At 72.1% G+C, this 12,357-nt stretch carries 11 protein-coding genes and 1 pseudogene; 5 read left to right on the top strand and 7 right to left on the bottom strand.

Going from position 1 to position 12,357, the window contains the following annotated elements:
- Positions 1-5 precede the first annotated feature (5 nt).
- The 3 genes from AC1MBW_RS05020 to purF form a co-directional block, all read right to left on the bottom strand.
- Positions 6-1,580 carry a transporter gene (locus AC1MBW_RS05020; protein WP_480025671.1) on the bottom strand — a complete coding sequence of 525 codons (1,575 nt, stop codon included), beginning with the start codon at positions 1,578-1,580 and terminating at the stop codon, positions 6-8.
- Complete coding sequence (locus AC1MBW_RS05015) at positions 1,562-2,362, bottom strand: ABC transporter ATP-binding protein (protein ID WP_235477952.1); 801 nt, start codon at positions 2,360-2,362, stop codon at positions 1,562-1,564. Before AC1MBW_RS05015 ends, AC1MBW_RS05020 begins: the two co-directional genes overlap by 19 nt.
- A 145-nt stretch (positions 2,363-2,507) precedes the next feature.
- The gene (gene purF / locus AC1MBW_RS05010) at positions 2,508-3,968 is read right to left on the bottom strand and encodes an amidophosphoribosyltransferase (RefSeq protein WP_480025670.1); all 1,461 of its coding nucleotides are present in this window, start codon (positions 3,966-3,968) and stop codon (positions 2,508-2,510) included.
- Between the two features lie 71 nt (positions 3,969-4,039).
- On the opposite strand from purF, the gene purM reads away from it, so the two are divergent.
- Both purM and AC1MBW_RS05000 read left to right on the top strand, forming a co-directional pair.
- Positions 4,040-5,164 carry a phosphoribosylformylglycinamidine cyclo-ligase gene (purM, locus tag AC1MBW_RS05005; protein ID WP_480025669.1) on the top strand — a complete coding sequence of 375 codons (1,125 nt, stop codon included), beginning with the start codon at positions 4,040-4,042 and terminating at the stop codon, positions 5,162-5,164.
- Positions 5,165-5,274: 110 nt separating this feature from the next.
- Complete coding sequence (locus tag AC1MBW_RS05000; protein ID WP_054144891.1) at positions 5,275-5,496, top strand: hypothetical protein; 222 nt, start codon at positions 5,275-5,277, stop codon at positions 5,494-5,496.
- A gap of 109 nt (positions 5,497-5,605) precedes the next feature.
- Here the strand turns inward: AC1MBW_RS05000 and AC1MBW_RS04995 are convergent, their stop codons facing one another.
- A complete protein-coding gene (locus AC1MBW_RS04995) occupies positions 5,606-5,992 on the bottom strand; it encodes a VOC family protein (protein ID WP_054147369.1) in 387 nt (128 codons plus the stop codon).
- 13 nt (positions 5,993-6,005) lie between these two features.
- Positions 6,006-6,203: a DUF3073 domain-containing protein gene (locus AC1MBW_RS04990; RefSeq protein WP_054147370.1), complete on the bottom strand. Its 198-nt coding sequence runs from the start codon at positions 6,201-6,203 to the stop codon at positions 6,006-6,008.
- 140 nt (positions 6,204-6,343) lie between these two features.
- On the opposite strand from AC1MBW_RS04990, the gene AC1MBW_RS04985 reads away from it, so the two are divergent.
- Positions 6,344-7,528, top strand: a complete 1,185-nt coding sequence (locus AC1MBW_RS04985) for an NAD(P)-binding domain-containing protein (protein WP_480025668.1) — start codon at positions 6,344-6,346, stop codon at positions 7,526-7,528.
- 268 nt (positions 7,529-7,796) lie between these two features.
- Here AC1MBW_RS04985 and AC1MBW_RS04980 read toward each other — a convergent pair whose 3' ends face one another.
- The gene (locus AC1MBW_RS04980) at positions 7,797-10,082 is read right to left on the bottom strand and encodes an APC family permease (RefSeq protein ID WP_480025667.1); all 2,286 of its coding nucleotides are present in this window, start codon (positions 10,080-10,082) and stop codon (positions 7,797-7,799) included.
- Between the two features lie 104 nt (positions 10,083-10,186).
- On the bottom strand, positions 10,187-10,813 hold the full coding sequence (yczE, locus tag AC1MBW_RS04975; RefSeq protein WP_480025666.1) for a membrane protein YczE: 627 nt from the start codon (positions 10,811-10,813) through the stop codon (positions 10,187-10,189).
- Positions 10,814-10,875: 62 nt separating this feature from the next.
- On the opposite strand from yczE, the pseudogene yczR reads away from it, so the two are divergent.
- Together yczR and AC1MBW_RS04965 are read left to right on the top strand one after the other, a co-directional pair.
- A pseudogene (yczR, locus tag AC1MBW_RS04970) lies at positions 10,876-12,066 on the top strand (MocR-like transcription factor YczR); the annotation flags it as partial.
- 103 nt (positions 12,067-12,169) lie between these two features.
- Positions 12,170-12,328 carry a hypothetical protein gene (locus AC1MBW_RS04965; protein ID WP_480025665.1) on the top strand — a complete coding sequence of 53 codons (159 nt, stop codon included), beginning with the start codon at positions 12,170-12,172 and terminating at the stop codon, positions 12,326-12,328.
- Positions 12,329-12,357 lie beyond the last annotated feature (29 nt).

Genomic DNA, 12,357 nt, shown 5'->3' with positions numbered 1-12,357 from the left:
CCGGGTCAGGCTCCGCGAGCCCGCCGCAAGCGGGTGAGCAGCTCGGGCCCCCGGGCGTCGAGCAGGCGTCCACCCCGTCGGATGCCGACGACCATCAGGACGGCCCCGAGGGCGACGCCGACGACGAGCGTCAGCAGCCCGAACAGCACCGAGCCCTGCACCAGCGCCACGATGCCGAGCACGAGCTCGGGCAGCGACAACACGAAGACGATCGCCCACGAGGCGTAGAGGCCCAGGGCCGAGGTGACGTTGGCGCCGGGCGGGGACTTGAACGGGCTCTCGCCCGCCGCCGGGACGGGCATCAGGTACAGCGCCGAGGCCACGCTCGACACGCCGAACCCGGTGAGCAGCAGGCCCAGGCCGATGCCGAGCAGGGCCGGGGCCACGTCGGCTCGACCCACCACCGCCAGCGGGACGAGCGTGGCGAGCACGACGGAGGGCACCGCGAACAGCGAGAGCGTGAGGACGCGACCGGCGCGGTCGGCCGAACCCGCCAGCCCGGTCGACAGGTGGGCGGCGAAGGCCGTGCCGTCGTACGAGACGTCGGCGGCCAGCGTGATGGCGAGCAGGGCGGCCACGGCCGGGCCGATCGCGTACAGCGGCCAGGTCGTTTCGAGGGAGAACGACAGGAAGATCGCCAGGACCGGCATCAGCGGGACGACGATCAGCGACCCGCCGTACCGGGGGTCGCGCAACCAGTAGACGGCCGTGCGGGCGGCGACCGCACCGGTCGGCGTCGCGGGGAAGCGCGCGAAGAGCCCGAGACCCTTGGACGCCGCGGTGGCCGTGACGGCCGGGGGAGCGACGAGTGCCGTCGCCAGGCCCCGTCGCCAGATCAGCAGGAGCACACCCAGGGTGGCCAGGGCGATGACGGCCTTGAGGGCTGCCTCGCCCGGTCGGCCGAGGGCGACGTCGCCGGGGATCGACCAGGCGGCGCCGAGCGGGCTCCACGACAGGGCGTGGGCGACGCGGGGCAGGTCGTCGCCGATCGAGTTGAGCCCCTGGCCGACCAGGCCGATCAAGGGCCCGGCCAGGATGAGGGGGACGAAGATCGCGACGCTCATCAGCTCGCGGTAGCGACGTTTGGCACCCAGCGCGCTGGTGGCGGTCTCGACCGCCCGGGACGCCGCGACGCAGACGAAGACCCCGAGCAGCCCACAGAACGGGGCGAGGACGGCGGACAGCGGGTGCTGCAGCCAGCTGAAGGTCGTCGCGAGGGCGGCCACGAGCGTGACGATGCCCGGGATGCCCAGCAGCCCCGCGACGAACAGCGCGACGAGGAGGCGGTCGGCGGGCAGGGGGAACTGGCGCAGCTTCGAGACGCTGAGGGTCTGGTCGTAGCCCCGGGCGACGAACGGCACGACGACCCAGCCGACGACCGCGAGCGAGCCGCCGAGCACGCCGGCCGTCCAGGCCCAGCGCTCGGGCGCGAACGAGAGGGCGACGAGGCCGGCGACGACCGCGGCGAGCACGCCCAGGCCGTAGAGCCCGCCGATGACCGCCGCGACGATCTGCCAGGTGCTGCGCTTGAAGCCGTTCAGCAGCACCCGCCAGCGCAGGCTCAGGAGGTGCGCAACCACGACGGCCCCTCGTTGTGCTGGCGACCGCCGACGAGCTCGACGAAGCGGTCTTCGAGGGTGGAGCCGGCCCGCACGTCGTCGGTCGTGCCGGCCGCGAGCACGCGCCCGGCCGCGATGACGGCGACGTGGTCGCACATGCGCTGGACGAGGTCCATCGAGTGGCTCGACACGATGACCGTGCCGCCGTTCTGCGTGTAACCGTGCAGGATGTCGCGGATGTTCGCGGCCGAGATCGGGTCGACGGACTCGAACGGCTCGTCGAGGACGAGGAGGCGCGGCGCATGGACCAGCGCGCAGGCGAGCGCCACCTTCTTGGTCATGCCCGCGGAGTAGTCGACGACGAGCGTGCCGCCGGCGGAGCGCAGGTCGAGCAGGTCGAGCAGGTCGCCGACCCGCTGCGCCGTCGTCTCGCGGCTCATGCCGTTGAGCAGGCCGTGGTAGGTGACGAGCTGCTCGCCGGTCAGGCGGTCGAAGAGCGAGATGCCGTCGCTCAGCACGCCCACGAGCGACTTGGCGTGCGTCGGGTCGGACCAGACGTCGACGCCGAGCACCTCGATGCGGCCCGCGTCGGGACGCAGCAGCCCGGTCGCCATCGAGAGCGTGGTCGTCTTGCCGGCGCCGTTCGGGCCGACGAGGCCGAAGAACGAACCCGTCGGCACGGTCAGGTCGATGCCGTCGACGGCGACCTTGTCGCCGAAGGCCTTGCGCAGGCCGGTGATCTGCAGCGCGGACGCCGGAGGCGTCGCGGTCGGTTCGGGGCGGGGCATGCCGACGTCGCTCATGGCCCCCAGCCTAGGGACGCCTGCCGACACCGCGCCTCCCCCAGGGGGTGGAAGCGGGGGCGAGGTGCGGGTGGCGAGGTGCGGCTGGAGACGGGCGCGGGCGGCGGAGAGCGCAGGAGGCGCGGGTGCGGACGGGCGCGCTGGCTCAGCTGAGCTGGTTGGCCTCGACCCAGGCGAGGTACTCGGGGCTGACCGTGCCGGTGACGTAGTCGCCCGTGAAGCAGCTCATCTCGAGCTCGGTGACGTCGCTGCCCTCGGTGATCGCGGCCTGCATGTCGGCGACCTCTTGGTAGATGAGGTGGTCGGCACCCAGCTCGCGGGCGATCTCGGGGATCTTGCGGTCGTGGGCGACCAGCTCGTGCCGGGACGGCATGTTGATGCCGTACACGTGGGGGAAGCGCACCGGGGGAGCGGCCGAGGTGAACGTCACCTTGTTCGCACCGGCGGCCCGGGCCATCTCGACGATCTCGCGCGAGGTCGTGCCGCGGACGATCGAGTCGTCGACGATCAGGATGTTCTTGCCCTTGAACTCGCTCGACATCGCGTTGAGCTTCTGGCGCACCGACCGCTTGCGCTCGGCCTGCCCCGGCATGATGAACGTGCGGCCGACGTAGCGGTTCTTGTAGAAGCCCTCGCGGTACTCGATGCCGAGCTTCTGGGCGACCTGCATGGCCGCGGGGCGTGACGAGTCGGGGATCGGCATGACGACGTCGATGTCACCGATCGGCGAGTGCGCGGCGATCGTGTCGGCCAGCCGGTTGCCGAGGCGCAGGCGGGCGTCGTAGACCGAGATGCCGTTCATGATCGAGTCGGGGCGGGCCAGGTAGACGTACTCGAACGAGCAGGGGATGAGGCGCGGGCTGGCATGGCACTGCTTCGACACCATCTGCCCGTCGAGCGAGATGAAGACGGCCTCGCCGGGGGCGACGTCGCGGACGATCTCGTAGCCGCCGGACTCGAGGACGAGCGACTCCGAGGCGGTGATCCATTCGTCGCGGACGCCGTCGGCGGCGAGGCGGCGACCGAGCACCAGCGGGCGGATGCCGAACGGGTCGCGGAAGGCCAGCAGTCCGTGGCCGGCGATCATGGCGATCGCCGCGTACGAGCCTTGAACCCGGTCGTGCACGCGGGTGACCGCCGCGAAGATCTGCTCGGGGTCGAGCTCGCTGCCGTTGACCTGCTCTTGCAGCTCGTGCGCGAGCACGTTGACCAGCAGTTCGGTGTCGCTGTTGGTGTTGAGGTGACGGCGGTCGACGTGGAAGAGCTCGCTGGTGAGCTCGCGCGTGTTCGTCAGGTTGCCGTTGTGGATCAGCACGATGCCGTAGGGCGCGTTCACGTAGAACGGCTGCGCCTCTTGCTCGTTGCTGGCCGCGCCTTTGGTGGCGTAGCGCACGTGGCCGAGGCCCATGTTGCCGAGCAGCGCACGCATGTCGCGCGTGCGGAAGCCCTCGCGGACCTGCCCCTTGGTCTTGTGCACGTGGAAGATGCCGCCCTCGGCGGTGGCGATGCCGGCGCTGTCCTGCCCCCGGTGTTGCAAGAGGAGGAGCGAATCGTAGACGAGTTGATTTGCTGGCTCGTGCGCGACGAGACCGACGATGCCGCACATGCGGATCTGGCTCCAGACCGTAGAGTTGGGGTTACCGCGACAGTCTAGAGCGACACCGAACGGATGAACGAATGGCGACCTCCTCTGCCCACTCGACCAGCGCCTCCTACGCCGCAGCGGGGGTCGACACGGCCGCCGGCGACCGGGCGGTCGAGCTGATGAAGGCGGCCGTCAGCGCCACGCACGGGCCCGGCGTCGTCGGCGGCGTGGGCGGGTTCGCCGGGCTGTTCGACGTGTCGTTCCTCAAGGACTTCGACAAGCCGCTGCTCGCCACGTCGACCGACGGCGTCGGCACGAAGGTCGCGATCGCGCAGGCGCTCGACAAGCACGACACGATCGGGCAAGACCTGGTGGGCATGGTCGTCGACGACATCGTCGTCGTCGGTGCCCGGCCGCTCATCATGACCGACTACATCGCCTGCGGCCGCGTGGTGCCGGCCCGCATCGCCTCGATCGTCGAGGGCATCGCCCGCGCCTGCAGCGAAACGGGCACCGCCCTCGTCGGCGGCGAGACCGCCGAGCACCCCGGCCTGCTCGGGCCCGACGACTACGACGTGGCGGGTGCCGCGGTCGGTGCGGTCGAGTCGGGGCGCCAGCTCGGCCCTCACCTCGTCGGCGACGGCGACGTCGTGCTCGCCCTCGCCTCGTCGGGCGTGCACTCGAACGGCTTCTCGCTCGTGCGCCACATCCTCGCGTCGCGCGACCTCGGCTACGACGACACCCTGCCCGAGTTCTCGGGCACGGTCGGCGAGGCGTTGCTCGAACCGACGCGGCTCTACACGTCCCCCCTGTTGCGCGTGCTCGACGACCCCGCGCTCGACGGCGCGACCCACTCGCTCAGCCACGTCACCGGGGGCGGCATCGCGGCCAACCTCGCCCGCGTGCTGCCCCGCGGGTCGTGGACCGAGGTCGACCGTTCGACCTGGTCGCCGTTGCCCGTCTTCCGGGTGCTGAGCGACCTGGCCGGCTCGACCCTCGAGTCGAGCGAGGGCACCTGGAACCTCGGCATCGGCATGATCGCCGTCGTCGCCGCGTCGCAGGCCGACGCGGTCACCTCGGCCCTCGAGGCCGACGGCATCGCGACCTGGCCCGTCGGCACCGTCTCGACCGGGCAGCGCGATCTCGCCGGGTTCGAACAGGGAGCCAAGGGAGTCGACGGAGGCGCGGTGCGGCTCGTCGGGGCCTACGCGGGCTGATCGTCGGTCACGTCGCGTGGCGTCTCCCCGGCGTCGGACGTACGATGAACGGACGCCCGTGCCGGGCGCGCTGACGACGACGTCAGACCGGACGACGAAGGAGTCGACCCATGAGCACCACCCGCATCCCCCTCCCCTCTGTCTCGCGCACGGCGGTGGCCGCCCCGCGCAGCGCCCGGGTCAGCCGGGTCCCCGCCGAGCCGGCGCCGCGGCGTTCGGCCGCGTCACCCGTCACCGGCGGGCGCAAGGTCGCAGCTCTCACGGCCGGCGGCATGATCTTGCTGCTGGTCGTGGGGTTGTTGCCCGCGGTCGCGACACTCGTGGGCGGTTGACCCGCGCCTCCTGACGGGCGGCCGATCGGTCGTTCCCTCGGCCCGTGACACACGACGACGGCCCCTCGCGATCGAGGGGCCGTCGTCGTGTGGAGCACGTCGTGCGGACTCAGAGGACGCAGAACTCGTTGCCCTCGGGGTCGGCGAGGACCACCCACGACACGTCGGAGTCGTCTTGCCCGACCTGTGCGCGGACGGCCCCGAGCGACTCGAGTCGCGCGACCTCGGCGGCCTGCGTCGCCTCGCGGCCCTGACCGTCGACCGGGGTCGGACGGAAGTCGAGGTGCAGGCGGTTCTTGACCGTCTTGGCCTCGGGGACGCTCACGAAGAGCAGACCGGGCAGCGTGTCGGGCGTCGGACGGATCTCGGGTTCGTCGTCGTCGGACGAGACGACCACCCAGCCGAGGGCATCCGCCCACCAGTGTGCGAGCCGTGTCGGGTCGCTGGCGTCGACGACGACCTGCTCCCACACGAGGGACGAGGGCGAAGAGGTCATCAGCCGACCGGCCTCAGGCGCTCTTGTTCTGATCGTGCCCGGTGTCGTATTCGTCGTCGAAGTCGTCGGCCCATTTGTCGACGTATTCGTCGCCGGAGTCGTTCTTCGTCGCCAACTCTTTTTCGAGTGCACCGTAGTTGGTGTCAGGGCTGAAGTACTTCAGCTCTCTGGCGACCTTGGTGTGCTTGGCTTTTTGACGGCCGCGCCCCATGCGTGACCCCCTCTGAACTCGGCCCGGAAACGGTGTCGGACGACCCGGGAACTGCCGACAGGATGCTGGTGAAAAACTCGACCGATCTTATCATGTACCCCTAGCCCCGGCTGCCGCCCCGGACGGGCATGATGGTCGGGATGACTCCTGGGGGCGAAGGCGAGCGGACGCGGGTCCTCGTGATCGGTGCGGGCCAGGCCGGGTTGTCGGTCTCGTGGTACCTGCGACGGCTCGGGCTCGAGGTGGGACGCGACCTCGTCGTGCTCGACCGGGGGCCCGGCACCGGAGGCGCGTGGCAGCACCGCTGGGAGAGCCTGCGGCTGGGTGCCGCGCACCGCGTGCACGACCTGCCGGGCATGGCCGGGCTCGGTCTCGGCTTCGACTCGGCGGACCGGTCGGCCCCGGCGCGCGACGTCGTCGCCGAGCAGTACGCCCGGTACGAGGCCGCGCTCGGGCTCGACGTGCGGCGCCCCGTCGAGGTGACCGGGGTGACCGGGCTGGGGGACGGGTTCTCGGTGCGGTGGGCGGGGCGCGCCTCCTCGGGTGTCGGCTCGGGGGCAGCCTCGGCGACGGGGTCGGAGGCCGGCTCGGGGCCGGCTCGTGAATCGCTGCAGGCCGAGGTCGTCGTGAACGCGACCGGCACCTGGGGTGCTCCGTTCGTGCCGTGGTACCCGGGGCGCGACACCTTCCGCGGGCGTCAGCTGCACACGTCGGACTACCGGGCGGCGTCCGAACTCGAGGGGCTCGACGTCGTCGTGGTCGGCGGGGGCACGAGCGCGATCGGCTTCGTGCTCGAACTCGACGGCATCGCGGCCTCGACGACGTGGGTCACGCGCCGGCCGGTCGACTGGCTCGACCAGGGTGAGCTCGACGTCGAGTCGGCGGTCGCCGCGGTCGCCGCCCAGGACCGTGCGGCGCGGACGGGACAGGCGCTGCCGAGCATCGTCAGCGGGACGGGCGTGCCCCGGACCCGGCGCTTCGTGTCGGGCATCGAGCGCGGCCTGCTGGTCGAGCGGCCGATGTTCACGGCCGTCGAGCCGGACGGGGTGCGCTGGGCGGACGGCACCTTCGCCCACGCGGACGCCATCGTCTGGGCGACCGGGTTCCGCCCCGAGCTGCGCCACCTGGCACCGCTCGGGCTGCGGTCGGCCGACGGGGGCGTGGGCGTCGAGAGCGGCGCGTCCACCCTCGACCCGCGCTTGTTCTTCGCGGGGTACGGGCCGCAGGCGTCGACCATCGGGGCCAACCGGGCGGGGCGGGCGATCGCGCGGCAGGTCGTGGCGCGGCTGTCGGAGAGCGACGCGGAGCGACGCAGCCGGAGCTGAGGAGGGGCCGTCCTCGGCGACGGCAGCCGTCGTCGGGCGGGCCGAACCCGACCAACTTCGGCTCGCCGGGCGGGCCGAACCCGACCAGCTGCGGCTCGTCGGGCGGGCCGAACCCGACCAACTGCGGCTCGCCGGGCGGGCCGAACCCGACTGTTGATGCACGACACGCCGTCCATCCCGGTCGGTGAGCGGCGTGTCGTCGCCCGTCCGTCGCGAATTGCACAGGAGGGGGAGGAGCAGGGGGAATGGGGGCGGCGGGGGTGGCGGGCTACTTCTTCTTGCGGGGGGAGGCGCCGGTCGAGTTGCGGGCGGCCGATCGGGCCTTGCGGGCGGCGGCGCCACCTCCGCGGTTGCCCTTCGCCGAACCGGGCGCACGCGGGGTCTGCTTCGGCCCGGGTTTCGTGCCGGCCGAGCCGTTCTGTGGGGGCTGGACGTCGAGGCCTCGCTGCACCGCGCCTCCTTCGACCGCTGCTCCTGCGCGGCCGTCGGGGCCCGCGTCGGCGCCGAGGGCGCCGCCGGCGGCACCCGACCGGCGACCGGCGGGTTCGAGCACGCGACGCGGCACCGGGCGGGGGCGGATCGGCTCGCCACGACGGTCCTGGCCCGGGATGGGCCGCGAACGACGGCCGTAGAGCACCTCGGACGAGTCGAGCAGCCACGGCACGAGCGAGATCGTCACGCCGTGCACGAGCATGAGCTTCTGGCGGATGCGGCGGCTCTTGTGGTTGTGCAGGGCGGCCTCCCACCAGTGGCCGACGATGTAGATCGGCGTGTAGACCGTCACGACCTCGCTGCCGTGCTCTTCGCGGTGGGCCTTGATGTACTTGATCAGCGGCATGCTGATGTCGCGGTACGGCGAGGCGACGATGCGGAGCGGCACCTCGATGTCCTGCTCGGCCCACTGTCGCTGCAGCAGCGCCGTCGCCTCGTCGTCGATGCCCACGTGGATCGCCTCGAGCGACTCGTGGCGTGCGGCGATGGCGTAGTCGAGGGCCTTCAACACGGGCTTCTGCATCGTGCCGACCAGCACGATCGCGTGGTCGCCGTGCGAGCCGAACTGCGTCGTGGCGTCGGGCTCGATCTCGACCAGCACGTCGCGGTAGTAGCGGTTCACGCCGAGCATCAGCACGAACAGGATCGGCATGATGACGAACACGAGCCAGGCGCCGTGCGTGAACTTGGTCACCGTGACGACGATGAGCACCGACGCGGTCAGCAGGGCGCCGAACGCGTTGATGCCGCGGGCCCGGTACACGGCACCCCGGTCGGCGCAGCCCTCGCGCAGCATGCGGGTCCAGTGCACGACCATGCCGGTCTGGCCGAGCGTGAACGAGACGAAGACGCCGATGATGTACAGCTGGATGAGCCCCGTGACGCTGGCCTGGTACACGAGCAGGATGGCGCAGGCCACCAGTGCCAGCACGATCACGCCGTTCGAGTAGATCAGTCGGTCGCCGCGCGTGTTGAGCGCCTTGGGGGCGTACTGGTCGCGGGCCAGGATCGACCCGAGCAGCGGGAACCCGTTGAACGCCGTGTTCGCCGCCAGCAGCAGCACCGCCGCCGTGCAGGCCTGGATCACGTAGAAGGGGATGCCGAACAGTGCCCCGCCGAACACGGCGCTCGCGATCTGCGCGATGAGGCTGCGCTGCGGCGTGGTGGCGCAGTCGACGAACCCTTGCAGGTCGCAGGCGTCCTCGGCGTAGTGCACCTTCGCGATCAGGGCGACCGTGACGAGGCCGGCGAACAGGACGATGGCGATGCTGCCCATCAGCACGAGGGTCTTCTGGGCGTTCTGCACCTTGGGGCGCTGGAACGCGGGCACGCCGTTCGCGATGGCCTCGACGCCGGTCAGGGCCGAGCACCCGCTCGAGAACGCCCGGAGCAGCAACAGCACGAAGGCGGCCTGCGTGAGCTGGTCGGCCTGCACCGTGTAGTCGGCGCTCTCGGCGACGGGCGGGTCGCCGAGTGCGGTGCGCACCAGCGCGATGACGATCATGACGAAGACGCTCGACACGAACAGGTAGGTGGGGATCGCGAAGGCCTTGCTCGACTCGCGCACGCCGCGCAGGTTGACGGCCGCGAGCAGGACGACGAAGAAGATCGCGAGCTCGACGCGCACCGGCGCCAGTTCGGGCACGGCCGAGATGATGTTGTCGACGCCCGAGGCGACCGACACGGCCACCGTCATGACGTAGTCGACGAGCAGCGCCGAGGCGACGACGAGCCCGGCCTTCTCACCGAGGTTCTTGTGGGCGACCTCGTAGTCGCCGCCGCCCGACGGGTACGCCTTGATCAACTGGCGGTACGAGGCGACCACGACCAGCAGCAGGACGACCACGGCCACCGCCACCCACGGCGCCAGGGTGAGGAACCCGAGGCCGCCGATCAGCAGGATCATCAGCAGTTCCTGCGGCGCGTAGGCCACCGAGCTGAGCGGGTCGCTGGCGAAGATCGGCAGTGCGAGGTGCTTCGGCAGCAGCTGCCCCTCGAGCTTCTCCGAGGGCAGGGGTTCACCGATCAGCCAACGCTTCGGCGACCGGGTGTCGTTGGTCACGAGCGGCGACTCTACTCCCGTGCGAGGGCGTGTCAACTTCGCTCGCGGGCGGTTTATTCCCGGTCAGCGCGGGTCCGTCCGAACTGATTCGTACCGGCCGTGGGTCAGGCGGGTGAGGAGGCGCGGGCCGGGGCGACGACGGAGGTCGCCACCCGGCGCCGGGCGAAGAGCGGCAGCGTGATCGCCACGAGCGGGCCGATCAGCAGGGCCTCGGCGGCCGTGCCGATGCCGACCTGGCCGCCGAGCAGCCAGCCCGCGGCCAGGACCGTGAGCTCGATGACGGTGCGGGCGACGCCCACCCGCCAGCCCAGTCGGGCGTGCAGGCCGAGCATGAGCCCGTCGCGCGGGCCCGGCCCGAAGTCGGCCCCGATGTAGAGGCCGCTCGCGATGCCGAGCAACAGCAGGCCGCCCGCGAAGGTCAGGCCCTGCGCCCACCACTCGGTCTGCTGCGGCAGCACGCGCAGGCCGAGGTCGGCGACCGGGCCGATCATCAGCGTGTTGGCGATCGTGCCGAAGCGGGGGCGCTGGCGCAGGGGGATCCAGAGCAACAGCACGACCAAGCTCGTGACGAACGTGACGGTGCCGAACGTCAACCCGGTGTGCCGGACGAGACCCTGCGAGAGCACGTCCCAGGGGGCGACGCCGATGCCGGCGCGGATCATGACGGCGATGGCGAAGCCGTAGGCGGTGAGGCCGACGACCAACTGCAGCAGGCGACGCGAGAGGAGCATGAAGTCGATCCAATCGCCCGACTGGCCTGGTGGCAAGGGTCCAATCGGCCTAGGGTGGCCGCGTGAACAACCTAGACCACGGTGCCACCACCGTCTCGTCGCGAGCACTCGGGGTGCTGCTCGACTCGTGGCGCGCCTCCTCGGCTCCCGGCTACCTGGCGCTCGCCGACCGCATCCGCCTGCTCGTGCTCGATGGTCGGCTGCCGGTCGGCACGCGCCTGCCGTCCGAACGCGACCTCTGCGCGCACCTCGGCGTCAGTCGGACGACCGTGGCCGCGGCGTATGCCGCCCTGCGCGACTCGGGGCACGTCGACAGCGTGCGCGGCAGCGGCAGCGTCGTGCGTCTGCCGGCTCGTGCATCGGTGCCGCGCCCGACGACGACCGAGGGGCTGCTCGACCTGACGAAGGCGGCCCTGCCCGCGGTCGACGGCATCGCCGAGGCGGCCCAGCGGGCGGCGGGACGGCTCGGGGCCTACCTCGACGACTCGGGCTACGACCCGGTGGGGCGGCCCGTGCTGCGCGAGGCCGTCGCCGAACGGTACCGACGGCGCGGCCTCGAGACGAGCGCCGAGCAGATCGTCGTCACCCTCGGGGCCCAGCACGCGATCGCGCTGCTCGCCCGCGTGCTGGTCTCGCGCGGCGACCGGGCCGTCGTCGAGGCACCCGGCTACCCGCACGCCTTCGAGGCCCTCCGCGGGGCCGGCGCCCGCCTCGTGCCGGTCAGCGTCACCGTCGACGACGGCTGGGACGAAGCCGCGATGATGCAGACCCTCCGACGCGCCAGCCCGCCGGTGGCCTACCTCATGCCCGACTTCCACAACCCCACGGGCGCGACGATGCCCGCCGACCAAAGGGTGCGGGTGCTCGAGGCAGCGGCCGACGAGGGCACCGTGGTGATCGCCGACGAGACCATGGCCGAGATGGCGATCGACGGGGTGGGTCCTGGGTCGCGCGTCGAGCGGCCCCTGCCGATGGCCGCGTACGGACGGGCCGTCACGATCGGCTCGGTCGGCAAGTCGCTCTGGGGCGGCCTGCGCATCGGATGGATCCGCGCCGAACGCCCGCTCGTCGCCCGGCTCGTGCGCGCCCGCTCGGCGGGCGACCTGGGCACGCCCGTGCTCGAGCAGCTGGTGGTCGCCGAGCTGCTCGGCGACTTCGACCGCGTGCTGGAGGCGCGGGCCGGCCACCTGAGGAGAGGTCGCGACCGCGTCGTCCACGGCTTGCGCGAGGCGTTCCCCTCCTGGCAGGTGCCGTCGCCGGCGGGCGGGCTCACCACCTGGGTCGGGCTCGGGGCGCCGGTCAGCTCGGCTCACCCTCGCCGCCCGCCGCGAGGGGCTGCTGCTCGCCGCCGGTCCGGTGTTCGGCATCGACGGGGCGTTCGAGCGCTTCCTGCGCGTGCCGTTCTCGTACGCCGACAGCGACACCGACCGCGCGCTCGCGGCCCTGCGCGCGGCGTGGGACGGGGTCGACGGGGTGCAGGCGCCGGCCTCGCCGCTGCTGGCCGAGGTGGTCTGAGGGACGGAGGGCGGTTCGTCCCCACCTCG

It is taken from the genome of Frigoribacterium sp. AP1 (genome assembly GCF_056680555.1).
Note: the sequence above shows the minus strand (reverse complement) of the source record. Positions and strands in the feature narration are given on the sequence as shown.

What these genes read in the sequence shown, in the direction of transcription:
- AC1MBW_RS05015 (WP_235477952.1), bottom strand. Translation starts at nt 2,362, where the DNA reads ATGAGCGACGTCGGCATGCCCCGCCCCGAACCGACCGCGACGCCTCCG.
- purF (WP_480025670.1), bottom strand. Translation starts at nt 3,968, where the DNA reads ATGTGCGGCATCGTCGGTCTCGTCGCGCACGAGCCAGCAAATCAACTC.
- purM (WP_480025669.1), top strand. Translation starts at nt 4,040, where the DNA reads ATGGCGACCTCCTCTGCCCACTCGACCAGCGCCTCCTACGCCGCAGCG.
- AC1MBW_RS05000 (WP_054144891.1), top strand. Translation starts at nt 5,275, where the DNA reads ATGAGCACCACCCGCATCCCCCTCCCCTCTGTCTCGCGCACGGCGGTG.
- AC1MBW_RS04995 (WP_054147369.1), bottom strand. Translation starts at nt 5,992, where the DNA reads ATGACCTCTTCGCCCTCGTCCCTCGTGTGGGAGCAGGTCGTCGTCGAC.
- AC1MBW_RS04990 (WP_054147370.1), bottom strand. Translation starts at nt 6,203, where the DNA reads ATGGGGCGCGGCCGTCAAAAAGCCAAGCACACCAAGGTCGCCAGAGAG.
- AC1MBW_RS04985 (WP_480025668.1), top strand. Translation starts at nt 6,344, where the DNA reads ATGACTCCTGGGGGCGAAGGCGAGCGGACGCGGGTCCTCGTGATCGGT.
- yczE (WP_480025666.1), bottom strand. Translation starts at nt 10,813, where the DNA reads ATGCTCCTCTCGCGTCGCCTGCTGCAGTTGGTCGTCGGCCTCACCGCC.